We start from the raw sequence: 23,290 nt of genomic DNA on the forward strand, positions 1-23,290 counted from the left end.
ACGGAACGGTGCGCCTCCGCGGAATGGAGCATTCCGATTCAGGTACGGTCGAAGCGGAATGATTTATTCCGCTTGGCGATCTGAAGGAGTCTCCTTGTCTGACGTGAACACGCACCCGGCTTCGGCGTCCGAAGATGCGGTCAACGGCCACGCCGCGCCTTCGCGGCACATGAGAGTCCTCGTGTACGGTGCCGGCGTGCTCGGGAGCTTGTACTCCGCCCGCCTGCATGAAGCCGGGCACGACGTCTCGCTCCTCGCCCGAGGGGAGCGCCTGACCGCCTTGCGTGAGCATGGCGTCCTGCTCGCAGAGGGCGACAGCCCGGCCGTCAGGCAGGTCCCCGTCCCCGTGGTCGGCCGGCCGGCCGGTCGGTACGACCTGACCATCGTCTTGGTTCGCTCGCATCAGGTGGACGCTGTGCTCGAGTCGCTCGCCAGGCTCGACGGTGACGTGCTGTTCATGGTGAACTGGGCGGCCGGCCCGGACTCGTGGGCCGCGGCGATCGGCCGGGAGCGGGTGCTTCTCGGTTTCGCCAATCAGGGCGGCACCATGGATGCGGAGGTAGTCCGTTACCGGAGGACCACGCCGCTGACCCGTTTGGTCTCGATGCCGATCGGCGAACTCGACGGCCGGACCACTCCGCGATTGGAACGGATTGTGCAGACATTTCGCTCCGCGGGGTTCACCGCGAAGGCCGCGCCTCGGATGGACGCCTGGCTCAAGACGCACGCAGCGTTCGAAGTGCCGCTCGGGCAGGCGGTGCACACTGCGGGCGGCCTCGAGGCTCTGGCCGGCGACCCGAGCGCGATCCGCGACATGATCCGGCTCATGAGGCAGAACCTGAAGGCCCTGCCGACGCGGCCGGTCCCGTTCGGCTTCAGCGCGTTGCACACGGCGCCCGAGGGCGTGCTCGTGGCCATGTTCGGCCAGTTTCTGCGCAGCACGGCGGCAGCACCCCTCGGTACCGCCTCGCCCGCGGTGTCCGCCGAACTTGACCTGCTGGCCGAGCAGGTGCGCGCCTTTGCAAGAGCCGATGAGGCGACAGTCGTGGTGGCCGATCGGTGACGATACTGAGCCGATCGGTGACGATGACGACAATGAGACGATAATGAATTGATGCCCTCCGACGAACCCCGTGAGCGCGTCAGGCGCAGAGACGCGACCCTGAATAACGACCGCCTTGTGCAGGCGGCGCGTGAAGTGTTCGCTCGACGAGGTCTCTCTGCAACGCTGGAGGACATCGCCAAGCATGCGGGGGTCGGGGTCGGCACGATCTACCGGAATTTCGCCAGCAAGCGAGACATCATCGAGACCTTGTACGTCGCGGCAATCGATTCTGCATTGGCTGACGTGCAAACGGCGCTGGAGATCGACGACCCGTGGCTTGCGATCGTGACCTTCTTCGAGATCACTGCGGCGAATCAGGCGCAGGATCGGGGCTTGTGCGAGACATTCCTCGGACATGACGGCTTCGGCCCCAACGAGCAGACCGGTGAGAAACTCATCGCCGCACTGAGTCCTCTGTTCGAGCGGGCCAGTGGGGCAGGAGTCCTCCGCGAAGGAGTCACCGTCATGGACATCGTCCCGATCTTCGCGATGCTCAACAGTGTGTACCAAATGAGCGATGCACGTCCCGAGCTGTGGCGACGGTATCTGGCTCTCACGCTCGACGGCCTCCGTGCCACAGACCGGCCGGCTCTTCCTGTTGCTGCGTTGGATGTCGCCTTGTTCACGACTGCTCTCACGTCTGCTGGCTGACCGCGTTCCTTCAGACGGCCCGATGAAACGCGGGAGGACCCGGTGATGCGCCGCGGGACATCCGCTCGCTAGGGTCGGGGCAGACGGAATGGGGGATCCGGTGCAGAAACCGTTGGTTGGGCTCCGGGGCAGGAACGTGTTCCGCGAGCTCACCGCGGGCGTCACACTTCTCGCCATCGCGATTCCGCTCAACATCGGCTACGCCCAGATCGCGGGGTTACCCGCGACAGCGGGTCTCTATGCGCTGATCGTGCCGACGATCGTCTACGCACTGGTCGTCTCGTCGCGACAGCTCGTTGCTTCGCCCGATGCCGCTGCGGCCGCACTCGTCGCCTCGTCGCTCGGCGGTCTCGCCGTCGCGGGCAGCGCCGACTACGCGACGCTCGCACTCGCGCAGGCGATCCTCTGCGGCATCATGTTCCTGCTGCTGGCGGTGTTCAAGCTCGGGTTCCTCGCGAACTTCCTCTCGAAGCCGATCCTCGTGGGATTCGTCGGCGGGCTCGCCCTCGACATCCTGGTCAGCCAGATCGCGAAGATGCTCGGCGTGCAGATCGACTCGGGCGGCGAGTTCGTCGACAAGCTCGTCGGCCTCGTGACGGGACTCGGCAGCATCAACGGGTGGTCGGTGCTCATCGCGACGGTATCCGTCGCGGTGCTGCTCATCGGCAAGCGCTACGCGCGAATGGTGCCGTGGGCGCTCGTCGTCTTGGTGCTGGCCACCGTGGTGGTGGTCGCGGCGAATCTCGACGAGGCCGGCGTCGCCGTGCTCGGCGAAGTGCCCGCCGGACCGCCGGCCCTGACCTGGCCCGTCATCGATTGGTCGATGTGGCTCGTGCTCATCCCGTCGGCAATGGCGCTCACGCTCGTCTCGACCGCCGAGGGCCTGCTCGTCTCCCGTTCCTACGGCGAGAAGCACGGCTACCCGACGAATCCGAACCGCGATCTCTTCGCCTTCGGCCTCGGCAACATCGCGGCGGGCGCGAGCGGCGGCTTCGCCGTCGGATCCTCGACCTCCCGAACCGCGGCCATGGACCAGGCTGGTTCGCGCACACAGCTGCCTTCCCTCGTGCTCGCCGTCGGCACCCTGCTCCTGCTGCTCTTCGGCACGGCGCTGCTCGCCGACATCCCGTCGCCCGCGATCGGAGCCATCGTCGGGGTTGCGATCCTCCCGCTCCTCGGCATCAGGGAGTTCATCGCTCTCTGGAAGGCCGACCGTTTCGAGTTCGGCATCGGCGCGGTGTGCTTCCTCGTCACCCTCTTCGTCGGTTCGATCCCCGGCATCCTGGTGGCGTTCGTCCTGGCGCTCGTCAACCTCGCCAAGCGAGCCGCGAACCCCGCGATCGACGTACTCGCCGGCAGCGGCGAGCCGAGCGATTCGCTGCTCGTCGGTGCACCGAAGGGTGAGGTCACGGCACCCGGCGTCATGGTCGTGCGCCTCGCCGCACCGCTCTTCTTCGCCAACGGATCGGTGTTCGCCGATGCGGTCAAGCGAGCGATCACGGCCGCGCCCGAAGCATCCGTGCACCACCTCGTCGTCGACATGGAGGCGGTGACCGACGTCGACGTCACGGGCGCAGATGCCTTCACGAAGCTCGAGGCATGGTTGACCGCGCGCGACATCGAGCTCGCATTCAGCCGGGTGCGGCCGGATGCACGCGCCCGGTTGATGCACCTCGGCCTGCTCGGAGATCACCGCACCTTCGACACGAACCGTGCCGCCATCGCGGCGCTCGCGGGAGCATCGCAACAGCAGCAGTAACCGACGGTGGCTGTGGCCGCCAGACAGGGAGTACACACATGGGCGAGGTCATCGGAAGCATCCTGCCGCTCGCGCTCGGCATCGCGATCAGCCCGATCCCGATCATCGCGGCGATCCTCATGCTGCTCTCACCGAAGGCGAAGGGAACGAGCGTCGGCTTCCTGATCGGCTGGGTGCTCGGCATCGTCGTCGCGGTCGTCGTGTTCACGCTGCTCGCCTCGATCATCCCCGAGCAGGACTCCGACGCCTCGAAGCCGATCTCCGGTGTCATCAAACTGCTGCTCGGCGCCGGCCTGCTCTTGCTCGCCCTGCGGCAGTGGCGCGGGCGGCCGAAGCCGGGAGAGGAGGCGGCGCTGCCGAAGTGGATGTCGGCGATCGACTCGATGACGACGGTGCGCGGGGGTGTGCTCGGCTTCCTGCTCGCAGCCGTCAACCCGAAGAACCTGCTGATGGCGGCCAGCGCCGGCGTGCTGATCGGCACCGCCGGCCTGAGCGGCGGTGAGATCACGATCTCGGTCGTGATCTTCACGATCATCGCCGCGTGCACCGTCGCCGTGCCCGTGATCGCGTACCTCATCGCCGCCGACAAGATGGGCGGCCCGCTCGAATCGCTCCGCGCGTGGCTCGTGCACAACAACGCGACGGTCATGGCGGTGCTGCTCCTCGTCATCGGCGTCGTCGTGATCGGCAAGGGAATCGGGAGCTTCTGATGACGGATGCCACTGAGCCCGAGTCGCCGGCTGAGCCCGAGTCGCTCGCTCAGGGAGCGGGGCTCGCGCACGGGACGCGGATGCTGCTCACGATCGCCGCCGCGGCGATCGTCTTCGGCGGCATCTGGTTCGCCCGCGACATCCTGGCCCCCGCCGCGGTCGCCGCGGTCGTGGTGATCATCGCCCACCCGGTGCGCCGCCCGCTCGAGCGACGCGGCTGGCCGCGCTGGCTCGCGACGACCGCCGTGATCGTCGTCGCCTACCTGATCCTCGCCGTGCTCGGCGTACTGCTCGTCGTGGCATCCGTGCAGTTCATCGAGATGCTGCCCGACTACGCCGACGAGCTGACCGCGACCGTTCAGGCGATCTACGACTGGCTCACCTCGCTCGGAATCACGAGCGTGTCGGCCGCTTCGACGGCCGCCGCCGTCGACCCCGAGGTGCTGCTCACGTTCGCAGCGGGAGTCGCCGATGCCGTGTTCGGCGCCGCGACGGCCTTCTTCTTCGTGCTCGCCTACGTCATCTTCATGGCAGCGGATGCCTCGCGCTTCAGCCGCGGCGGCGGCCGCGTGTTCGGCACGGCGGCGGGCGACGTGATCGGCGCCCACTACTTCACGAGCGTGCGGCGGTACTACGTGGTCAACGCGACGTTCGGACTCATCGTCGCCGTGCTCGACGGCCTGCTGCTCTGGGCGCTCGGCGTGCCGATCCCGATCGTGTGGGCGATCCTCGCGTTCGTCACGAACTTCATCCCGAACATCGGCTTCGTGATCGGCGTCATCCCGCCCGCGGTGCTCGCGCTCGTCATCAGCGGCTGGCCGCTGGCGCTCGTCGTGGTCCTCGCGTACAGCCTGATCAACGTCGTGCTGCAAGTGCTCGTGCAGCCGAAGTTCGTGAGCGACGCCGTGGGCCTCACCCTCACGTTGACCTTCTTCTCGGTCGTGTTCTGGACTCTCGTGATCGGGCCGATCGGTGCGATCCTCTGCATCCCGCTCACGCTGCTCGTGCGGGCCCTGCTGCTCGAGCCCGACGAGAACACGCGGGCGCTCCGCCGGCTGTCGGGCGACCCGAACGTGTCGTGACCCGATGTTCGTCGTCCGCCGAGGATTCCGCTGGACTCTGGCGTCCCGGGGTGCTGCGCGCGTAGTCTGCAACCACGTGGATTGGGGAGATCATGGCGGATTTCGAATACGGTCCGGTGGACCTGTACCTCGTGGGGTTCGAGGGCGATCGCCCCGATGCAGGCAGCCTCGAGGCGATTCGTGAGCTCATCGAGGGCGGCGAGATCAGGTTGCTCGACTTCCTCGTGATCTCGCGGGCCGAAGACGGCACGGTGAAGATCACCGAGTTCGCAGACGTGAGCGACGAGTACGGCTTCGGCACGGTCGAGCTCGAGGCGATCGGCCTCGTCGCCGATGAAGATGCCGCCGAGCTCGCCGAGGGTATTCCGCCTGGCACCTCGGGTGCGCTGCTCGCGATCGAACTCGTCTGGGCGAAGCGTCTCGCCTCGAAGTTCGCCGCCGCGGGCGGCATCGTGCTGCAGACCGAACGCATTCCCGCGCCCGTCGTGAACGCCGCGCTCGCCGAAGCCGAAGAGGAGTAGGAAGATGCCGTTCAGAAGAATGGGACGCCCGGGGCTGATCGGCATGGCCGCTCGCACGGCAGTCGTCGCCGGAACCGCCACCGCGGTCAGCGGCGGCATGCAGCGTCGCCAACAGCAGAAGTCCCAAGACCAGTACGAGCAGCAGCAGTACGAGGCCCAGCAACAGCAGGCGCAGGTCGACGCAGCGGCCCAGGCCGCGGCGGCGCAGCAGCAGGCGGCGATGGGCGTCGGGGCGCAACAGGCCGCCGCTGCACCGGCCGCTTCGGCCGGCGGCACCGACATCGTCGGCGAGCTCTCGAAACTCGGCGCGCTGAAAGAGCAGGGCATCCTCACCGACGACGAGTTCGCCGCGGCCAAGGCGAAGCTGCTGGGGTGACCGTGCGAGCCTCGTCCGAGTCCTGTCGCGGCATCCGCTCGGCTGCATGCACAGCGGCATGACCGTCACCCTGAGGGGCGTCTCGACCGTCGTTCCACCGACTGTTCTCGTGCAGGCAGAGGTGCGCGATGTGTTCGCGGCCCAGCCTGGGCTGAACCGTCTCGGTCAGCGCATCGTCGCCACCTCGTTCAACGTGTCGGGCATCGAGACCCGCCACACGGTGCTCGACGAGCTCAGCTTCAACGCGCATCCCGAAGAGCCCGTCTTCTTCGACGTCGAATCGGGCGAGCTCCTCTTCCCGGGCACCAAGGTGCGCAACGAGATCTATGCCGAGCAGGCCACGCCGCTCTACGTCGAAGCGGGCCGCAGGGCCATCGAGGCGGTGCCGGGCATCGAGGCATCCGATATCACGCATGTCATCACCGTCTCGTGCACGGGCTTCTACGCCCCCGGACCCGACTTCATGATCGCCCGCGAGCTGGGGCTCGATCCCGGCGTCGAGCGTTATCACCTCGGCTTCATGGGGTGTTACGCGTCGATTCCGGCACTGCGCATCGCGTCGCAATTGGCGAAAGCGGATGCCTCGGCGGTCGTGCTCGTCGTCTCCGTCGAGCTCTGCACGCTGCATCTGCGCACTTCGAACGACCCCGACACGATCGTCGCGTCGTCGCTCTTCGCCGACGGGGCCGGCTCGGGAATCGTCACCGCGCGCCCGCTCGCGCCCGGCGAGCGGGCGTTCGAGCTCGACCGCTTCGCCACTCGCATCACGCCCGTCGGCGAAGGCGACATGGCGTGGAAGATCGGCGACCACGGCTTCGAGATGGTGCTCTCCAACGCGATCCCGGCGATCATCGACGACCACATCACGGGCGCTCTCGAGCCGCTCTTCGCGCACGACGAGGCGCTCACGTCGGCGCTCGCGACCGACGGGTCTTCGGAAGCCGTCGAACACTGGGCGATCCACCCGGGCGGGCGGTCGATCCTCGACAAGGTCGAGTCGCGGCTCGTGCTCACCGAGGCGCAACTCGTGCCGGCGCGCGCGACGCTGCGCGACTACGGCAACATGTCGAGCGCGACCGTGCTCTTCGTGCTGCGGAACATCCTCGACTCCGAGGCGGCCGCCGACGGCGATCGGGTGGCGGCGATGGCGTTCGGCCCGGGGATCACCGTCGAGTCGGCGCTCATGACCATTCGGGTGTGACCGTCGTGTTCCCAGGGTCGGCCGGCCTCGATGCGCGCGATGCCGAGGCGCGGGAGCTCATGGACGACCCCGCCGCCGACCCGGCGATGCTCACGAAGACCTACGAGCGGTTCCGTCTCGTCAACGCGGTGGTGTCGGGGGAGCGCGCGGTGTACCGGCGGTGGGTGCGGCCGCGGCTCTCGCCCGTCTGGGGCACGCGTCTCGTCGATATCGGCTCGGGCAGCGCCGACCTGCCGCGCCGCCTGCTGCGCTGGGCTGACGAAGACGGACTGCAGCTCGAGATCACGGCGATCGACCCCGACGCACGGGCGATGGAGTGGGCTTCGGCCCAACCGCCGACACCGGGGCTGACGCTCAGCCGTGCCGCGAGCGGTGAGCTCGTCGAGGCGGGCGAGCACTTCGATCTCGTGCTGTCGAACCACGTGCTGCATCACCTCGACGGCCGCGAGTTCGGAGCGCTGCTGCGCGACAGCGAGTTGCTGCTCGGCGCGGGCGGCATCGCCGTCCACGGTGACATCGAGCGCACGCGGCTCGGCTACGCGAGCTTCTGGCTCGGCACGCTGCCGTTCGCCGGCAACCTGCTCGCCGGCTCGTACATTCGCCCCGACGGGCTGACGTCGATCCGGCGCAGCCATACCGCTGCCGAGCTCGCGGCCGTGCTGCCCGAAGGGTGGGCCGTGCGGCGGGCGTTCCCATCGCGGCTCGAGGTCGTCTGGGGTACGGATGTCTGAGGCATCCGTCGACCAGATGCACGACGTGGTCATCGTGGGCGGCGGGCCCGTCGGGCTCCTCCTCGCGTGCCTGCTCGCGCAGCACCGCCGCGACGTGATCGTGCTCGAACGTCGTGCCCCGCGCGCGCACGCGAGGTCGTCGCGGGCGATCGGCATCCACCCGCCCGGGTTGCACGCCCTCGACGCGGTGGGCATCGGGGGTGCGGTGCGGGCCGCCGCCGTCGAGATCCGGGATGGCAGGGTGACGTGCGAGGGACGCACGCTCGGCGTGATGTCGTTCAGCCGCGCCGGCACGGTCTGGTCGCTGCCGCAGCTCGAGACCGAGGCGCTGCTCGAACGGCGGCTCGACGAGCTCGCCCCGAGCGCGCTCGAACAGGCGACGGAGGTGCGCGGCATCCGCGACCGGGGCACCCACGTCGAAGTCACGGCCGATCGCGGCGGTGAGGAGGTCACGGTGCGGGCGCGCTACGCGGTCGGAGCAGACGGGGTGCGCAGCGGCATTCGGAGCCTCGTCGACATCGGCTGGAACGCGTGGCCGGGCCGGGCGCACTACGTGATGGGCGACGCCCACGACGACACCGACGAGCCGGCGACAGCCCTGCTGCACTTCGAGCCCGCCGGAGTGGTCGAGTCCTTTCCGATGCCCGGGCGGCAGCGCCGCTGGGTCGCGTGGGTACGGCGGCCGCCGGCGCGGCTCGACGCCGGTGTGCTCGCGACGATCGTCGCCGGCCGCACGGGCGAGGCGCTCGATCAGGCGTCGGTCTCGCCACCGACCGCGTTCGAGGCGAGACAGCACCTGGCCGAGCGGATGTCGCATGGCCGTGTCGCCCTCGTCGGCGACGCGGCGCACGAGGTCAGCCCCATCGGCGGTCAGGGCATGAACCTCGGATGGCTCGACGCCCTCGCCCTCCAGCACGACCTGACCGCCGCGCTCGACGCGGGAGCGCCGTTCGAGGCCTTCACCCGTTATGCGCGCGTGCGGCGTTCGGCGGCGGCGCGCGCCATGCGCCAGGCCGCGTTCAATATGGCGATGGGTGCGCCCGCGGCGGGTGCGCGGCTCCGGCTGCGCAATGCGGCTGTGCGGGCGCTCGCCGTGCCGCCGCTGCGGGCGGTGCTTGCGCGGGCGTTCACGATGCGCTGGCTCTGACGCAGGCGGGCGCGGCCGCGCCCGCCTGAGCGCGTGTCGGCTGGCTCCGACGCGCCCGCCCGCTGCCGCGCCGCCCGCTGCCGATCAGATGCGCGTGAGCAGGAAGACGGGGATCTGGCGATCGGTCTTCGTCTGGTAGTCGGCATACGGGGGATACGCCTCGACGGCGCGCGCCCACCAGGTCTCGCGCTCGTCGCCCTCGAGCTCGCGCGCGACGTAGTCGTGCTTCTCGGAGCCGTCTTGCAGCTCGACGTGCGGGTGCTTCTTCACGTTCCAATACCAGACCGGATGCTTCGGCGCACCGCCGAGCGAAGCGACTACTGCGTATTCGCCGTCGTGCTCGACGCGCATGAGGGCGGTCTTGCGGAGCTTGCCGGACTTCGCCCCGACCGTGGTGAGCAGGATGATCGGCATCCCCTTCAAGGTGTTCGACTTCTCGCCGTTCGACGCCTCGAACGCTTCAGCCTGCTTGCGCGCCCAACTCGACGTGCTCGGTTCGTACTCGCCTTCCAGCGGCATGGATCCTCCTCGATGGTTCCTCGACGATACCCGGTCTCGGGGCGAAGCGTTCCGTTCAGGGATATCCGTGTCGTTCCCCAGCAGGGTGATGTCGAGCCAGCCCTCATCGCCTGACGCTCAGGCGTCGGGCGCCTCCTGCAGGGCGCGCACCTCGATGCGGAACGCCCTGGAACCGCAGCACGAACCCGCAGTGTTACTTCTCGGCCGTGCCGGGATTCGCGTTGATGGACTCCTGGTAAAGGTCCGCGTAGGTGCGCGAGTCCTTGACCAGGTCGTCGCAGAAGGCCGCGACGTCGGTGCCGATGAGTTCCAGGACTCCCTTCTCGGCCGCGACGCCCTCCTCGAAGAAGTCCAGGATTCCTGAGAGTAGGTTGCCGTCAGCCAGGTCGATCGGTCCGACCTTGAAGAAGTACTTCTGCATCTCTTTGTAGACGATCTGGTAGTCCGGCGGGAGCGCCTTGACCCGCGCCATGTGTGCCCGCCACTGCTTCTTGCCCTCGATGATGTCGTGAATGCCCATGTCAGCCTCCTAGCCGGCCCAATTTCCGCGCGACGTCTCTGTTCAACTGTTCGCGCCACCGATCGCGGTAGCTCCGGGCTCCTTCTCCGCCGGCCAGCGCCACGCAGAAGCCCTCGACGTCGTCCCCCAGCACTTCGTGAATGCTCTGCCCATCGGCCGCTGTTTCTTCGAGCAGCCCCAGCGCGCCGTCGAGAATCGGCATCAGGTTCCGACCGGTGAGGCCTCCGTAGGGAAAAAGATGAACGATGATCTGTGCCCACGCAGCGCGGTAGTCGGCCGGCAGTGCCTCGGCCCGGACTTCGAACGCCTTCCATTCCCTGGTGAGGTCGCTGCCTGTGATGGTCTCCCAGAAGTTCATCCCTCGCCCTCCTTGAGCTTGTCGATCCGTGATGTGATGTACGCCCATTTCGCCCAGAACGTCGCGAGTTCTTCCCGCCCCGCCTCATTGAGTGCGTAGAACTTGCGCGGCGGGCCCAGCCCCGACGGCCGTTTCGCCACCTGGACGAGCCCGTTCTTCTCCAGTCGCAGGAGGATGGTGTACACCGTCCCCTCGATGACGTCGGCGAATCCGAGTTCGTTCAGCCGCCGAGTGATGGCGTACCCGTAGGTCTCTTCGCTGCCGATGATTTCAAGGACGCAACCTTCGAGCGTGCCCTTCAGCATCTCCGTCAGATCGTCCACGTGTCCTCTTCAGCGCTCCTGGTACTCGGTGCCACCGAGTACCACTACAACGTACCACAGAGTAGCTCACGATGACGAACGCAGTACCTCTTCGATCTCGGTCGCGATGACCTCGGGTTCACTGAGCATGACAACGTGGCCGGAACGCTCGGCGATCACATGCCGCCCGTGTTCGGCGCGTTCCGCACGAGCACGATGCGCAGTGATGAGTTGGCGACGCCCTTCCGCTCCCACACCGGCACTCTTCCCTCCCGAGATGATGGTCAGCGGTATCGCCGGAAGATCGATGGGCGTCGACTGCAGTTCCCGAAGGTCATCCGACATCGATGTCGATTCGGCGATCTGGGTTGCGACCGCCCCTGGCGTGTACATCTCCCGCCGCACATCCGCCCGGATCTGCGGCGGGAGGGAGCCGGCCGTGAGCCCGTACGCCCATCTCAGCAGACCGATGCGGGCGAGCCCGGGAAACAGGGAGTTCTGAATCCGAGTGGCTCGTTCGGTGGCCGGCGAGTAGTAGAGCTCGCAGTCCTCATCTGCCGGATCGACCAGCACGAGAGCGCGGACTCGCTCGGGTCGAGCGGATGCGGCGAGGCGCACGATCGGGCCGCCCCAGCTGTGCCCGACGAGCACGAAGCCGGCATCGTTCTCGCCTTCTCCGTTCAGGTGATCGAGCAGGTCGTTGAGGTCGTCCGCGAGTACGGGAAGCCGGCGCGATCCCGCGGCCTGCGGACTCAGGCCCAGTCCGGCGCGGTCGTAGACGACCGACCGCGCCGCGCCTCCGATGGCCGGCTGAACCAGTCCCCAGATCGAACGAGTCGACGCGATGCCGGCCTCGAAGACGACGGTCGGCCCCGGGCCGTCGACAGCCTGGTGGAAGAGGCGTCTGCCATCCCTCGTCGGGGCCCAGCCGGGACTCCCCTGAGGATGCCCCGACCAAGTGCTGGTCTCTGCCTCGGTCGCAGCATCCCGGGGGAATTCCATGGAGTCGAGCGTAGCGTCAGCTGAATTTCGTGCTCCGCAAGCGGAATGACGATTCCGGGGAGCGATGCGGATCCGGTCTCCCCGCCATGGGTGCGATGAATCCCTGAGCCTCAGCCCCGCGCGAGCGCGAGCGAGAACTCGATGAAGCCGTCGGGCTCGACCGAGACGAAGCCGAGGTTCGGTGCCTCGACGCCGAAGTCGCCGAAGGTGATGGGGATGCTGCCCGCGACCTGACCATCGGCGCCGTTCAGCACGGCCTCGAGGTCGACGGTGACCGAGCGGGTGACTCCGGCGATCGTGAGGTCGCCCGTGGCGCTCAGGGTCTGCACTTCACCCGCGACCGGCGGTGCGGTCGCGGTGACCGGGCCGGTCAGGGTGAAGGTGGCCGTCGGGAATTCAGAGGTGCGCAGTGCGGTGTCGCGGAAGTACGCGTCACGGTTGCCCGAGTCGGTCGCGATGGAGTCGACGTCGACCGTGATCGCGCCGGCGGTGAGCGTGTCGCCCTCGACGGCGAGCGAACCGGTGACGTTCTCAGTGCGCCCGGTGACCGTGACATCCGTGCCGTTGAGCACCTCGTCGAGCCGGTAGCCGGCGAACGAGCCGTCGGTCACGGCCCAGGCTCCGCTGAGATCGGCCGCCTCCGCGCCCGTGTCGCTCGTCGCCGTCGGGGCCGCCGTGACCGACGGTGCGGCGTCGGCCTCGCCGACGATGAGGTCGCGGTAGACGATCGGGCCGGCGATGGCGGCGGTGGCGCCGAGCACGAGCACCCCCGCGACAATCGAGGCGGTGATGATCTTCGTGCGCTTCTGCATGTTGCTCCCCAGGGTCGGACTTCGAGCATTGCCGATGAACGTCTGAGAACGCATCGAACTCGCTGGGATCGTTTCGAGATGACGTCGGATGACGCAGAATGGCGTGCATGAGCGACCCTCGCCCGTTCGTACCCGGGCATGCCGGTGCGCTGCGAGGTGCCGACACCCGGTGAGGTGCAGCGCACGACGGTGAACGCCGTCGAGATGGTGGGCTGAAGAGCACGCGCTCCAGTTTCGCGGTGGCGGCTGCCGCGGCATCCGTCTACCGTGGCAAGCGGGGGAGATTCGGCGCAGATGCCGGAATACCAACCCTCTCGCCAAAGCTGAGTCTATTAGGCTCAACTTTGAAGAAGGGAGTGGCTGTGGCCAACATGCAAGGCGCGCCGAGCACGGAAGAAGAGCAGAAGTCGGCGCTCGAACAGTACGGTGTCAACCTCACCGAGATCGCGGAGGCGGGCAAGCTCGACCCGGTCATCGGCCGTGACGCGGAGATCCGCCGTGTCAGCCAGGTGCTCACCCGGCGCACGAAGAACAACCCCGTGCTCATCGGTGAACCGGGCGTCGGCAAGACCGCCGTCGTCGAAGGACTCGCCCAGCGCATCGTCGCGGGCGACGTCGCCGAGTCGCTGAAGGGCAAGCAACTCATCTCGCTCGACATCTCGGCGCTCGTCGCGGGTGCGATGTACCGAGGCCAGTTCGAGGAACGGCTGAAGTCCGTGCTGAAGGAGATCAACGACGCCGAGGGCGAGATCATCACTTTCGTCGATGAATTGCACCTGCTCATGGGTGCGGGCGGCGGTGAGGGATCCGTCGCGGCCTCGAACATGCTGAAGCCCATGCTCGCGCGCGGCGAGCTGCGCCTCATCGGTGCGACCACCCTCAACGAGTACCGCGAATACATCGAGAAGGATGCCGCGCTCGAACGCCGCTTCCAGCAGGTGTACGTCGGCGAACCGAGCGTCGAAGACACGGTTGCGATCCTTCGCGGGCTCAAGGGGCGCTACGAAGCGCACCACGGGGTCACGATCTCCGACGCAGCACTCGTCGCCGCGGCATCCCTGTCGAATCGCTACATCTCTGCCCGGCAGCTGCCCGACAAGGCGATCGACCTCGTCGACGAGGCCATGTCGCGCCTCAAGATGGAGATCGACTCGAGCCCCGTCGAGATCGACCAGCTGAAGCGCCAGGTCGACCGCTTGAGGCTCGAAGAGCTCGCTCTCAAGAAGGAGAAGGACGACGCCTCGAAGGAGCGGCTCGCGAAACTCCGCGAGACGCTCGTCGAACAGGAGCGCGAGCTCGCCGGGCTCGAAGCACGCTGGGCACGCGAACGGATGTCGCTCAATCGCGTCGGCGAGCTGAAGAAGCAGCTCGACGACGCCGTCACGCAGCGCGATCGCGCCATGCGCGAAGCCGACTACGCGAAGGCCTCCAAGCTCGAGTACGAGACGATCGCCCGACTGCAACGCGACCTCGCTGAGGCGGAACAGGCCGAAGAGGCACCCGACGAGCCGCGCATGGTCAACGAGCAGGTCACGGAAGAAGACATCGCGCAGGTCATCGCGGCGTGGACCGGTATCCCCGTCGGCCGTCTGCTGCAGGGCGAGACCGAGAAGCTGCTGCACTTGGAGCAGGAGCTCGGGAAACGCCTCATCGGCCAGAGGCGCGCGGTCGCGGCGGTCGCCGACTCGGTGCGGCGTTCGCGCGCCGGCATCAGCGACCCCAACCGGCCGACGGGCTCGTTCCTCTTTCTCGGCCCGACCGGCGTCGGCAAGACCGAGCTCGCGAAGTCGCTCGCCGACTTCCTCTTCGACGACGAGCACGCCATGGTGCGCATCGACATGTCGGAGTACGGCGAGAAGTTCTCGGTCTCGCGGCTCGTCGGCGCCCCTCCCGGCTACGTCGGCTACGACCAGGGCGGCCAGCTCACCGAGGCGGTGCGCCGGCGCCCGTATTCGGTGATCCTCTTCGACGAGGTCGAGAAGGCGCACCCCGAGATCTTCGACGTGCTGCTGCAGGTGCTCGATGACGGGCGCCTCACCGACGGTCAAGGTCGCACGGTCGACTTCCGCAACACCATCCTGATTCTCACGTCGAACCTCGGCTCGCAGTACCTGATCGACCCAGGTCTCAGTTGGGACGAGAAGGAGCAGGCCGTGCTGCAGACCGTGCGGCAGGCGTTCAAGCCCGAGTTCGTCAACCGGCTCGACGACATCGTCGTGTTCTCGGCCCTCAGCGAGCAGGAGCTCGCCGAGATCGTGAATCTCTACATCGACCGGCTTTCGGGTCGGCTGCACGAGCGGCGGCTCGAGCTCGGCGTCACCCCCGACGCTCGCGCCTGGCTCGCGGAGCGCGGCTACGACCCGCTGTACGGTGCCCGACCGCTGCGCAGGCTGATGCAGCACGAGATCGACGACCGGCTCGCGCGAGCCCTGCTCGCCGGCGAGTTGCGTGACGGCGACGCCGTCGTGGTCGCGCTCGCCGACGACGGCGACTCGCTCACGGTGACCCGTGCGGATGCGGCTGCACCGCACGACCGCGGCGACGCAGCCGGCTTCGGCGACGACGTGGTCGACGCCGAGATCGTCGACGACGGGCGGTAGCGGGCAGGTAGTTCGGGTCCGCCTCGTACCGCGGGTCAGTCCGTGGCGGGTGCGGGCTCGGTCGCTGTCGCGGTCGCGGGCACGCCGTTCGCGTTCGCCGGGATGCGCCGCTCGAGGGCGATGGCCAGTGCGCCGATGCCGAGGCAGCCGACGACCATGACACCGATGTACCACGCGTCGAGGTCGTGATCGAGCAGCAGGCCGGCGGCGATCGGCCCGGCGATCGCGCCGCCCTGGAACGCCGCCGAGTTGATGGCGTTGTACCGGCCCCGATTGTGATCGGAGGCGAGGTCGTTGTAGATCGCGGGCACGGTCGGTTGCAGCAACGTCTCGCCGAAGGCGAAGACGCCCATGAAGGCGAGCACTCCGATCGCCGCCGTCACGGAGTCGGGCAGGAGGCCGGCGGCGCCGAGGATCAGCCACGAGAGCGCCCACACCCCGGCCATCACCCACATCACGCGGGTGCGCCGCTTGCCGGTGATCTTCGCCAGCACGGTGAACTGCAGCAGCACGATGACCGCGGTGTTCACCGCGAACGAGAGGCCGATCACGCGCGTGGAGACCTCGGCCACCTGTCGTGCGTACGCCGGGAACCCCGCCTCCATCTGGCCGTAGCCGATGAACATGGCGATGAAGGTGAGCAGTGTCAGCCACAGCACCGCCGGCTTGCGCAGGATCTCGCGATAGCCGCCGGCCGCCGCCGACTCCTCGCTCGGCTCGACCTGGGTGCGCAGACGGCGCAGCGGCCCGAGCAGGAGGGCCATCGGGATCAGGGCGCTGGCCGCATCGACGAGGAAGATCACGGTGAAGGTCTCTGGCGAGTGGACGTCGATGTAGAACCCGCCGACGATGCCGCCGACCCCGATGCCGAGGTTCACGAGCGCGAAGTTGACGCCGAAGTACTGTTGCCGGAGCTCGCCGGAGACCACTGCGGCGATGAGCGCGTTGAACCCCGGCCACGAGACGCCGAAGTTCACGCCGATCAGCACGAGGGCGACGGCCGCGACCGCCGGGTGGGTCGCGAACGCGAGCAGGGTGCAGCCGGCGATCATCGAGACGAGCCCGGCGAGCAGCACGGTCTTGGCGCCGAAGCGGTCGATGAGGGTGCCGCCGGGGCCGGTCACGATGAGCCCGACCACCGCGATGAGGCTCATCAGCGCACCCGACAAGCCGAGGTCGAAGCCACGCACCTCGTGCAGGTAGATGATCGTGAACGGCAGGGTCAGCCCTCGGCCGAGCGTCTGGATCGCGACCGTCGACAGCAGCCACCTGCCCTCGGTGGGGAGTGCACTCCAGAACGACCGCGCGCTGATCACTTGAGCATTCTGGTCGACACGGCCGACATTGCACCACTCGGCGGTCGCGCCCGCGCGTCGGTAGCGGTCCGGCCCGCCCCGGGGCCTTCCGTCGGTCCGGCCCGCCCCGCTAGGGTGGCCGCAGCAGTGTGAACCTGGGGGAGGCGACATGTCTGCAGTGAATTCGGACGAGCCTCCCTGGTCGGGTGGCTTCCGTTCTGCGTCCTCCTCCGGCAGGAACATCGACAGGTTGCCAGCAGGGATGCCATTTTTTCGACTGGCACCCGTGAGGCTCTCCGCGCCGCCGGCGCACCCAGTGCGAGTATGTACCCATGGACCGCGTCGTGGCTGGGGTGTTGAAGCATCGCATCGCTATCGGCGTCATCCTCTTAGTGCTCGGGCTCGGAGCCTCAGTTTGGCTCGCGTTCGCTGCGTCCGCCGAGACACCAATCAATGCGGCGCAAAGCGCCCTCTTGGTCATCGTTGCAGGCCTGTTGAATCTCGGCGGCGCGTCGGCGGTGTCCCAACGCCCTAGTGCACCCAACCTCACCGCGTCGCGTATGGCGGTTCGCCATCTCGCCAACATTGCCGTGGGGGCTGGCGAGCTGGCAGAACTTGCAGAAGAAGCATTCGATCGCCGACCGGCCGGAAAGGCGCGAGAGGACATCGGCGAACTCAGCTGGAAACTCAGCGAAGTGAAGAGCCGACTGGTTACCAACCTCGAAGATTGGGCGAAAGCCTACCCAGAACTGACCGAAGACCAACCCGGCGATATGAAAGACGGGGAACCGGAGTAACTATGACAGACGGACTGATCTACGCCAAAGTGGCGCGCATCATCAACAACACCGACCTTGCCTTGAACAAGGGCGAGGACGACGGGGTTGAGGAAGGGATGAAGTTTGCCATCCTCAGCGATGCTGGCGAGGACATCCGAGACCCCGACACGAACGAGGTCCTGGATTCGATCCAGATTGCCAAGACTGTGGTCAAGATCATCCATGTCGCGCCGCGCTTGTCTGTCGGGCGCACCTTCCGCACGAACGACTCCATTGGAATCTTCAGCGCATTCGGGCAAGGGTCAACCCGCCAAGAGACACTCGCGAGCGACGAAAGCAGAGTCCAGCAGGAACTCGATCCGAAGAAGGCGAAAGTCAAGGTTGGCGACACTGCGGTTGAGTACACGGGCGAATACAGCGGCATCGTTTACGACTTCTAGCCTCGTGCGCACCATTGGAGCCGCTCTACCTTCTATGCGGGTAGCGATCCTACGTCCATCGGCGACCACTTTGTCTCGTCAGGTTGACCAGGCGAGGCGAGCCCATGCATCAGGATGTCGAGATAACGCCGAGTCTCCACGGTGAACTGCTGAAGCATCCCCATGACCTCATACGTTGAGCCTTGGTAGGTGAGTTCCACCCGCATGGTCGGGCGCAGGATCATCTGGCCGACTTCGCGGATCGGTGCTCCGGCGTGGAGCGTCCCGAGCACAACCCCATCACCGAACTTGACGTCGGGGCGCATCTCCAAGCGTGGAGTGGCCTTCGTGTCGTGATCCTCGTACTCGAAAGAACCACCGAGGTTGATTGAATGCGCGTCGGCCGTGACCGTCAGGATGTCCCGGTGCTTGTCTTGAATATCGAGGTTATGGAGCAAGGACAGCACCGTCACCTCTCCGGCTGCAAAGGTGAACGGTTGCATCAGCCTGATCCGCTTCTGGAACTCTGGGTGGATCTCACTGACCCAAGCTTTGACGGCCTTGTCCCACTGGTCCTCGTCCTCGCAAATCGGGAAGGAGACTTGTTTAGGACGTGTCGGTTTCGCATTGTTGAAGTGCGCCATGCCCCACGCCACCGCGTCAAATGCGCTTCGCAGGTTATGGAGGGCGTCACCGAGCCCGAGCGACCACTCGTACTTGGGTATTCCGCGTGGGACGCGGGCAACCAAGTCGATCCCCTCGCGGCCCGTACGCAACACGGTTTCGACTGAAACGGGCGCGCTCGCGTGCCACTCACCGAACTTCGCCTGCATCGCCGCGATGTGGGTGTTTGCTCGGCTCCATTTGAGCTCAGGCCAAGTCGTGAAGTTGACGCCCCCGACCAAGTCGATCGATGGCGAGAACGTGGGTTCGTTGTCTTCGGCGGGGGCAGTCGGCATGTCGCAAGCATGGCATTCGTCACCGACATGCGTGCTGGTTGACAAACTGGCCAACGAGCGCCCGCGCGCGACCTCCCGTGGGGTCTCCCTTGACCTCGGACCCCGACACACCCGGAGCGGGCTCTGGCGGCTCCAGTTCGCGGGAGGGGCGCGGAGCATCGGGTCGCGTGGGCGAACTCGTCACCGTCGCGAACACCCGAGGTGGACTCCGCCGCCAGAGACAACTTCACGAGCTCCCGCCCGTGCCGCCGACTCGGATCCCAATGAGCGCCGGGCACGCGTCCGACACCAGAACGCCGTCGACCACCATTAATAACGTGTTTTGGGTCTGCACCCCGCTGTCCTTCGCGTTGTGTGCGGGGAACGTGAGCAGACCGTCCTCGTGGAGTTGGGCGCGGAGCTGCTTGGCAGCAGGGGTCCACGAACGCCCACTCCGGGGGCATCCGCCTCATCCGGCTCGCCGGCGTCGTGGGCGGCATCGTGTCGATCAGGGTGTCGACGCAGCTCCGCGCGGAAGATATCACAATCTCCGACGACGCACCGTTCTTCGCCGGCAACGTCATCGATGGCTCGTCGCCGTCGTGCCGTTCAGCGTCGCCCTCTTCGCCGCCGGGGTTGGAGTGGTGTTCATCCTCTTCGGGTGGGCGCTCCGGATCCTTGCGCCATCTCCCTCGCGTAGTGTGCCGTCTCGTGCCTCAGAAGGGTTGACACACACTCCGGCAGGAGTGCTTCTGAGCTCCCATTCGGGTTATTGCTGGATTCCGTCGCTGACGGAGAGGTAGAATTTCCCGAACAGAAGGGGTGGAATGGACAGTGAAGTACCCGTCAATGAGACGGAAATTCTTGAGCGCGTCGGTCGGCAGCTGCTCGATCGCCTTCCACCGGGCTGGACGGCAGACGCAGACCCGCTCAGCCGACGCGTCGGAGCGGATGCTCAAGTCACGCTCCGCGCGCCCGACGGCACGACCGCACACTTGCTGATAACAGTGAAACGCATCGTGGAAGGACGCGATGTGCCCGCCATCCGAGAACGCTTCACAAGGTTGGCGCCCGAAGAGCCATCCAATGCGATCGTGATGTCACGCTATCTCTCCAAGCCGGTGCGAGAGCGTCTCACCGAGGCGGGGATGTCATGGGCCGATGCCACCGGCAACATACGAGTGAACATCTCTCGACCAGCGATATTCATTGCCGACCGTGGCGCGGATGCTGACCCGTGGAGAGGTCCAGGTCGACCAACGGGCACACTCAAGGGCGCTCCTGCCGCGCAGGTAGTCCGCGCGCTCGTCGACTTCGGCGGGTCATGGACGATGCGGCAGCTGATCGACGCCTCCGGTGCGTCGACCGGCGCCGCGTACCGTGTGGTGGAGTTTCTCGAAACAGAGGGTCTCGTCGAGCGCGATGCGAAAGGCATCATCCTTCGGGACTGGGTAGCCTTGCTTCGTCGCTGGAGTGCCGACTACGGCTTCGTGCGAAGCAATGCCGTGAGCCGATGGATTGCACCCCGAGGGCTTGGCGCCTTCACAGAACGTATGAAGTCAACACCCGATCTTGAGTACGCCCTCACCGGAACGCTCGCTGCCGCACACTGGGCCGCCTACGCACCCGCGCGATCAGCCATGGTCTACGTTCGGGACGCGCCACAGGCTGCAGCGCGATGGGACCTGCGTGCCACTGATGCGGGCATAAACGTGCTGCTCGCCGAGCCGATGGCCGAAGCCGTCTTCGCACGCACGACAAGGGTTGGCGGTGTGCCCAATGCGGCGCCGGCTCAGATCGCTGTCGATCTCATGACCGGGCCCGGCCGAAACCCCTCCGAGGCAGAAGAACTGATCGATTGGATGATGGCGCATGAACGCGTCTGGCGACAGCAACGATCTTGATCCGGGCGATCTTCTGGTTCTCGCGCGAGCTGCCCTTCTCGATGTGCTCGAAGCGCTCGGGCGACACCATGCTTCCGTTGTCGTCATCGGTGCCCAAGCCATCTATCTCCGAACCCGTCAAGCGCCAGTCGCTCTCGCAGAGGCAACGAAGGACAGCGACCTCGCCATTGATCCTCGGTATTTGCCTGACGATCCGCGCATCGAGTCGGCGATGAGGCAAGCCGGATTCTTGCCGCATACGAACGGCCAACCGGGTGCCTGGATCAATCCCAGTGGTGTCCCAGTCGACCTCATGATCGCGGAGGCACTCGCCGGAGTAGGCGGACGCCGCAGCGTCCGCATCCCGCCACACGATGACAAAGCGGCCCGGCGGGCTCGAGGGCTCGAAGCTGCGATGATTGACCACTCCGAGCTCGATGTGTCGGCGCTCGACCCGACGGACTCTCGAACGATCCGTGTCAACGTCGCTGGCCCGGCGGCACTCCTCGTGGCGAAACTTCACAAGATCGCTGAGCGTGAAAGCGAGACGAAGCGGCTTCAGGACAAGGACGCCCACGATCTCTATCGAATACTGATTGACATCGATACCGTGGAACTTGCTGTTGCGATCGTGGGACTCCTCGACGATGAGCTCAGCGACACAGTGACACACGAGGCCCTCGAGCACCTACGCCGGCTCTTCGCTGCGGGTCCCGATTCCCTCGGGTCGAGAATGGCAGGGCGGGCGGAGGAAGGTATAGGGGACCCGGAAGCAGTCGCGGTCTCTGTTTCGCTTCTCTCGGCAGATCTGCTGACCATGGTTGAGTCGCGAGCGATAGCCTGATCGCTGACACACACCCCCAATCCGTTCACTCGACCGGCGTAGGCTCCCGCCCATGCTGCTGGGGGGTGGAGTGCGCGCCGACGGAACGTTCGCCGAGACGGAGACCGGCACCGTGCGCGGCGAGCGTCGTGCTGGAGTGCTGAGTTGGCGGGGCATCCCGTACGCCGCGACGACGGCCGGTGAGTTCCGCTTCCGTGCGCCGAGGCGAGTCACCGGCTGGGACGGCGTGCGCGACGCGCGGGAGTTCGGACCGGTCGCACCCCAGAAACGGCGGGGGCAGTTCGTCGGCGCCGCCCCGCACCTCGTGCGCAGCGAGGACTGCTTGAGTCTCAACGTGATCGCGCCCGACGAGCCCGAGGCATCCGTGGCATCCGTGACGCCCGGCACGGCGGCAGGGGCGGCGGCGGGCAGCGGCCGCCCGGTCATGGTCTTCATCCACGGCGGCGCCTACAGCGTCGGCTCGTCGGGGGAGTACCCGCACCAGGGGGAGCGCCTCGTGCGGCGGCACGGCATCGTCTACGTGAGCCTGAACTACCGGCTCGGGGCGCTCGGATGGCTGGACTTCCGGGCCTACTCCCGGCCCGATCGACCGATCGAGGCGAACCTCGGGCTCCGCGACCAGGTCGCAGCGCTCGAATGGGTGCGCCGCAACATCCGTGCCTTCGGCGGCGACCCCGACCGGGTCACCCTCTTCGGCGAGTCCGCCGGCGCCAATTCGGTGACCACCCTGCTCACCGTGCCCACCGCCGAGGGACTCTTCGCGCGAGCGATCGCGCAGAGTTCGCCGGCGAACGCCGTCTACCTGCCCGAGACCGCCGGTCGGTGGGCCGCCGAGTACGTGCAGTTGCTCAGCCGGGTGGTCGACGACGACGACCTCGAGAGCGAGTCGGTCGAGGATGCCGCGGTGATGCTCACGACCGCCGACCCCATGCTGCTCGCCGAAGCGACGACGGCGCTCACGATCCGCACCCCCGACGAGAACCCCGGCACGATCAGCCTCGCCCCCGTCATCGACGGCGAGTTCCTGCCGCACCGGCCGCTCGATGCGTTCCGCGACGGGCTCGCGCATCGGGTGCCGCTCATCATCGGTACGAACGACCGCGAGGGCTCGCTCTTCGAAGGTCGCATCGACATCCTGCCCACGACGAAACCCCGAATCCGCGCGATCTTCGCGAACACGAAGAAGAAGGCGCGCAAGGCCATCAAGCGGCAGTACCCAGGGCTGCCGGAGCGACGCCCCGCTGCAGACTTCGCCGGCGACTTCACCTTCTGGTTCCCGAGCGTGAAGGTCGCCGAACGCCACTCCCGGTACACCCCGGTGTACGCCTACCGCTTCGATGCGGCACCTCGGATGCCTCGACTACTCGGTCTCGACGCGACGCACGGTCTCGAACTCTTCGCGCTCTTCGAGAAGTTCGACACCCCGGTCGGCATCGGACTCACGCTGCTCGGCGGGCGACGGATGTTCCGGGCCGTCGGGCGACGGATGCAAGCGCACTGGGTGTCGTTCGCGGCATCCGGTGCGCCAGACGCTGAGTGGCCGCCCTACGTGGAGCCGGCCCGTCGCACGCTCATCTTCGACCGGCGCGACCGGGTGGAGCTCGACCCTCGGCGCGAGAAGCGGCTCGCCTGGCAGGAGTTCGTGCCGCACGTGTGAATCGCGGCGCCGAGCATCCGCCGTGCGGCTGCCGGCCGACGATCGATGGCCCCCGCATTGGGGAGTTCTGCCCCTGCCG

Annotated in this window: 24 protein-coding genes; 16 read left to right on the forward strand and 8 right to left on the reverse strand. The window is 67.2% G+C overall.

What is annotated here, in order from left to right; translation table 11 throughout:
* The first annotated feature begins 103 nt into the window (after positions 1-103).
* The 10 genes from AC1C2R_RS09210 to AC1C2R_RS09255 all read left to right on the forward strand — a co-directional run bounded on the left by AC1C2R_RS09210 (position 104) and on the right by AC1C2R_RS09255 (position 9,283).
* Positions 104-1,063, forward strand: a complete 960-nt coding sequence (locus AC1C2R_RS09210; RefSeq protein ID WP_495379723.1) for a ketopantoate reductase family protein — start codon at positions 104-106, stop codon at positions 1,061-1,063.
* 51 nt (positions 1,064-1,114) lie between these two features.
* Entirely contained in the window at positions 1,115-1,756 is a 642-nt protein-coding gene (locus AC1C2R_RS09215; RefSeq protein ID WP_495379724.1) for a TetR/AcrR family transcriptional regulator, read from the forward strand.
* Positions 1,757-1,856: 100 nt separating this feature from the next.
* Entirely contained in the window at positions 1,857-3,515 is a 1,659-nt protein-coding gene (locus tag AC1C2R_RS09220; protein WP_495379725.1) for a SulP family inorganic anion transporter, read from the forward strand.
* 38 nt (positions 3,516-3,553) lie between these two features.
* A complete protein-coding gene (locus AC1C2R_RS09225) occupies positions 3,554-4,225 on the forward strand; it encodes a GAP family protein (protein WP_495379726.1) in 672 nt (223 codons plus the stop codon).
* The gene (locus AC1C2R_RS09230) at positions 4,225-5,307 is read left to right on the forward strand and encodes an AI-2E family transporter (protein ID WP_495379727.1); all 1,083 of its coding nucleotides are present in this window, start codon (positions 4,225-4,227) and stop codon (positions 5,305-5,307) included. Before AC1C2R_RS09225 ends, AC1C2R_RS09230 begins: the two co-directional genes overlap by 1 nt.
* 92 nt (positions 5,308-5,399) lie before the next feature.
* Positions 5,400-5,828 carry a DUF6325 family protein gene (locus tag AC1C2R_RS09235; RefSeq protein WP_495352181.1) on the forward strand — a complete coding sequence of 143 codons (429 nt, stop codon included), beginning with the start codon at positions 5,400-5,402 and terminating at the stop codon, positions 5,826-5,828.
* A 4-nt stretch (positions 5,829-5,832) separates the two neighbouring features.
* Complete coding sequence (locus tag AC1C2R_RS09240; RefSeq protein WP_495352182.1) at positions 5,833-6,204, forward strand: SHOCT domain-containing protein; 372 nt, start codon at positions 5,833-5,835, stop codon at positions 6,202-6,204.
* A gap of 58 nt (positions 6,205-6,262) precedes the next feature.
* On the forward strand, positions 6,263-7,405 hold the full coding sequence (locus tag AC1C2R_RS09245) for a type III polyketide synthase (RefSeq protein WP_495379728.1): 1,143 nt from the start codon (positions 6,263-6,265) through the stop codon (positions 7,403-7,405).
* A complete protein-coding gene (locus AC1C2R_RS09250) occupies positions 7,402-8,136 on the forward strand; it encodes a methyltransferase domain-containing protein (RefSeq protein WP_495352184.1) in 735 nt (244 codons plus the stop codon). The genes AC1C2R_RS09245 and AC1C2R_RS09250 overlap by 4 nt, the downstream gene beginning before the upstream one ends.
* The gene (locus tag AC1C2R_RS09255; protein ID WP_495379729.1) at positions 8,129-9,283 is read left to right on the forward strand and encodes an FAD-dependent oxidoreductase; all 1,155 of its coding nucleotides are present in this window, start codon (positions 8,129-8,131) and stop codon (positions 9,281-9,283) included. Before AC1C2R_RS09250 ends, AC1C2R_RS09255 begins: the two co-directional genes overlap by 8 nt.
* An 84-nt stretch (positions 9,284-9,367) precedes the next feature.
* On the opposite strand, the gene AC1C2R_RS09260 is transcribed toward AC1C2R_RS09255, so the two are convergent.
* The 6 genes from AC1C2R_RS09260 to AC1C2R_RS09285 all read right to left on the reverse strand — a co-directional run bounded on the left by AC1C2R_RS09260 (position 9,368) and on the right by AC1C2R_RS09285 (position 12,796).
* The gene (locus AC1C2R_RS09260) at positions 9,368-9,802 is read right to left on the reverse strand and encodes a nitroreductase family deazaflavin-dependent oxidoreductase (RefSeq protein WP_495352186.1); all 435 of its coding nucleotides are present in this window, start codon (positions 9,800-9,802) and stop codon (positions 9,368-9,370) included.
* A gap of 193 nt (positions 9,803-9,995) precedes the next feature.
* Positions 9,996-10,322, reverse strand: a complete 327-nt coding sequence (locus AC1C2R_RS09265; protein WP_495352187.1) for a DUF1048 domain-containing protein — start codon at positions 10,320-10,322, stop codon at positions 9,996-9,998.
* A gap of 1 nt (position 10,323) precedes the next feature.
* Positions 10,324-10,680: a DUF1048 domain-containing protein gene (locus tag AC1C2R_RS09270; protein ID WP_495352188.1), complete on the reverse strand. Its 357-nt coding sequence runs from the start codon at positions 10,678-10,680 to the stop codon at positions 10,324-10,326.
* Positions 10,677-11,003: a PadR family transcriptional regulator gene (locus AC1C2R_RS09275; RefSeq protein WP_495352189.1), complete on the reverse strand. Its 327-nt coding sequence runs from the start codon at positions 11,001-11,003 to the stop codon at positions 10,677-10,679. The genes AC1C2R_RS09270 and AC1C2R_RS09275 overlap by 4 nt, the downstream gene beginning before the upstream one ends.
* Positions 11,004-11,069: 66 nt before the next feature.
* Positions 11,070-11,984 carry an alpha/beta fold hydrolase gene (locus tag AC1C2R_RS09280; RefSeq protein ID WP_495379730.1) on the reverse strand — a complete coding sequence of 305 codons (915 nt, stop codon included), beginning with the start codon at positions 11,982-11,984 and terminating at the stop codon, positions 11,070-11,072.
* A gap of 110 nt (positions 11,985-12,094) precedes the next feature.
* Positions 12,095-12,796 (reverse strand): YceI family protein, encoded by a 702-nt coding sequence (locus tag AC1C2R_RS09285; RefSeq protein WP_495352191.1) that lies wholly within the window; start codon positions 12,794-12,796, stop codon positions 12,095-12,097.
* A 362-nt stretch (positions 12,797-13,158) separates the two neighbouring features.
* Between AC1C2R_RS09285 and AC1C2R_RS09290 the strand changes: the two genes are divergently transcribed.
* On the forward strand, positions 13,159-15,396 hold the full coding sequence (locus AC1C2R_RS09290) for an ATP-dependent Clp protease ATP-binding subunit (protein ID WP_495352192.1): 2,238 nt from the start codon (positions 13,159-13,161) through the stop codon (positions 15,394-15,396).
* Positions 15,397-15,431: 35 nt separating this feature from the next.
* Here AC1C2R_RS09290 and AC1C2R_RS09295 read toward each other — a convergent pair whose 3' ends face one another.
* Positions 15,432-16,712: an MFS transporter gene (locus tag AC1C2R_RS09295; protein ID WP_495379731.1), complete on the reverse strand. Its 1,281-nt coding sequence runs from the start codon at positions 16,710-16,712 to the stop codon at positions 15,432-15,434.
* A 311-nt stretch (positions 16,713-17,023) separates the two neighbouring features.
* On the opposite strand from AC1C2R_RS09295, the gene AC1C2R_RS09300 reads away from it, so the two are divergent.
* Both AC1C2R_RS09300 and AC1C2R_RS09305 read left to right on the forward strand, forming a co-directional pair.
* Positions 17,024-17,488: a hypothetical protein gene (locus AC1C2R_RS09300; protein WP_495379732.1), complete on the forward strand. Its 465-nt coding sequence runs from the start codon at positions 17,024-17,026 to the stop codon at positions 17,486-17,488.
* Between the two features lie 2 nt (positions 17,489-17,490).
* The gene (locus AC1C2R_RS09305; RefSeq protein WP_495379733.1) at positions 17,491-17,910 is read left to right on the forward strand and encodes a hypothetical protein; all 420 of its coding nucleotides are present in this window, start codon (positions 17,491-17,493) and stop codon (positions 17,908-17,910) included.
* A gap of 32 nt (positions 17,911-17,942) precedes the next feature.
* On the opposite strand, the gene AC1C2R_RS09310 is transcribed toward AC1C2R_RS09305, so the two are convergent.
* Positions 17,943-18,848: a hypothetical protein gene (locus AC1C2R_RS09310; RefSeq protein WP_495379734.1), complete on the reverse strand. Its 906-nt coding sequence runs from the start codon at positions 18,846-18,848 to the stop codon at positions 17,943-17,945.
* Between the two features lie 806 nt (positions 18,849-19,654).
* Here AC1C2R_RS09310 and AC1C2R_RS09315 point away from each other — a divergent pair.
* From AC1C2R_RS09315 to AC1C2R_RS09325, 3 genes are read left to right on the forward strand one after another with little or no spacing between them, the layout of a single operon-like run.
* On the forward strand, positions 19,655-20,731 hold the full coding sequence (locus AC1C2R_RS09315; protein WP_495379735.1) for a hypothetical protein: 1,077 nt from the start codon (positions 19,655-19,657) through the stop codon (positions 20,729-20,731).
* Entirely contained in the window at positions 20,700-21,554 is an 855-nt protein-coding gene (locus AC1C2R_RS09320; RefSeq protein ID WP_495379736.1) for a GSU2403 family nucleotidyltransferase fold protein, read from the forward strand. Before AC1C2R_RS09315 ends, AC1C2R_RS09320 begins: the two co-directional genes overlap by 32 nt.
* Positions 21,555-21,606: 52 nt before the next feature.
* Positions 21,607-23,211: a carboxylesterase/lipase family protein gene (locus AC1C2R_RS09325; RefSeq protein ID WP_495379737.1), complete on the forward strand. Its 1,605-nt coding sequence runs from the start codon at positions 21,607-21,609 to the stop codon at positions 23,209-23,211.
* The last annotated feature ends 79 nt before the right edge of the window (positions 23,212-23,290 follow it).

The organism is Agromyces sp. Y182, from assembly GCF_059445385.1.

Excerpts from the sequence above, each read along its gene's own strand:
- AC1C2R_RS09300 (WP_495379732.1), top strand. The coding sequence starts at position 17,024 with ATGGACCGCGTCGTGGCTGGGGTGTTGAAGCATCGCATCGCTATCGGC.
- AC1C2R_RS09270 (WP_495352188.1), bottom strand. The coding sequence starts at position 10,680 with ATGAACTTCTGGGAGACCATCACAGGCAGCGACCTCACCAGGGAATGG.
- AC1C2R_RS09245 (WP_495379728.1), top strand. The coding sequence starts at position 6,263 with ATGACCGTCACCCTGAGGGGCGTCTCGACCGTCGTTCCACCGACTGTT.
- AC1C2R_RS09225 (WP_495379726.1), top strand. The coding sequence starts at position 3,554 with ATGGGCGAGGTCATCGGAAGCATCCTGCCGCTCGCGCTCGGCATCGCG.
- AC1C2R_RS09310 (WP_495379734.1), bottom strand. The coding sequence starts at position 18,848 with ATGCCGACTGCCCCCGCCGAAGACAACGAACCCACGTTCTCGCCATCG.
- AC1C2R_RS09230 (WP_495379727.1), top strand. The coding sequence starts at position 4,225 with ATGACGGATGCCACTGAGCCCGAGTCGCCGGCTGAGCCCGAGTCGCTC.
- AC1C2R_RS09235 (WP_495352181.1), top strand. The coding sequence starts at position 5,400 with ATGGCGGATTTCGAATACGGTCCGGTGGACCTGTACCTCGTGGGGTTC.
- AC1C2R_RS09325 (WP_495379737.1), top strand. The coding sequence starts at position 21,607 with ATGCTGCTGGGGGGTGGAGTGCGCGCCGACGGAACGTTCGCCGAGACG.
- AC1C2R_RS09320 (WP_495379736.1), top strand. The coding sequence starts at position 20,700 with ATGAACGCGTCTGGCGACAGCAACGATCTTGATCCGGGCGATCTTCTG.
- AC1C2R_RS09305 (WP_495379733.1), top strand. The coding sequence starts at position 17,491 with ATGACAGACGGACTGATCTACGCCAAAGTGGCGCGCATCATCAACAAC.
- AC1C2R_RS09285 (WP_495352191.1), bottom strand. The coding sequence starts at position 12,796 with ATGCAGAAGCGCACGAAGATCATCACCGCCTCGATTGTCGCGGGGGTG.
- AC1C2R_RS09255 (WP_495379729.1), top strand. The coding sequence starts at position 8,129 with ATGTCTGAGGCATCCGTCGACCAGATGCACGACGTGGTCATCGTGGGC.
- AC1C2R_RS09280 (WP_495379730.1), bottom strand. The coding sequence starts at position 11,984 with ATGGAATTCCCCCGGGATGCTGCGACCGAGGCAGAGACCAGCACTTGG.
- AC1C2R_RS09315 (WP_495379735.1), top strand. The coding sequence starts at position 19,655 with ATGGACAGTGAAGTACCCGTCAATGAGACGGAAATTCTTGAGCGCGTC.
- AC1C2R_RS09240 (WP_495352182.1), top strand. The coding sequence starts at position 5,833 with ATGCCGTTCAGAAGAATGGGACGCCCGGGGCTGATCGGCATGGCCGCT.
- AC1C2R_RS09215 (WP_495379724.1), top strand. The coding sequence starts at position 1,115 with ATGCCCTCCGACGAACCCCGTGAGCGCGTCAGGCGCAGAGACGCGACC.
- AC1C2R_RS09260 (WP_495352186.1), bottom strand. The coding sequence starts at position 9,802 with ATGCCGCTGGAAGGCGAGTACGAACCGAGCACGTCGAGTTGGGCGCGC.
- AC1C2R_RS09265 (WP_495352187.1), bottom strand. The coding sequence starts at position 10,322 with ATGGGCATTCACGACATCATCGAGGGCAAGAAGCAGTGGCGGGCACAC.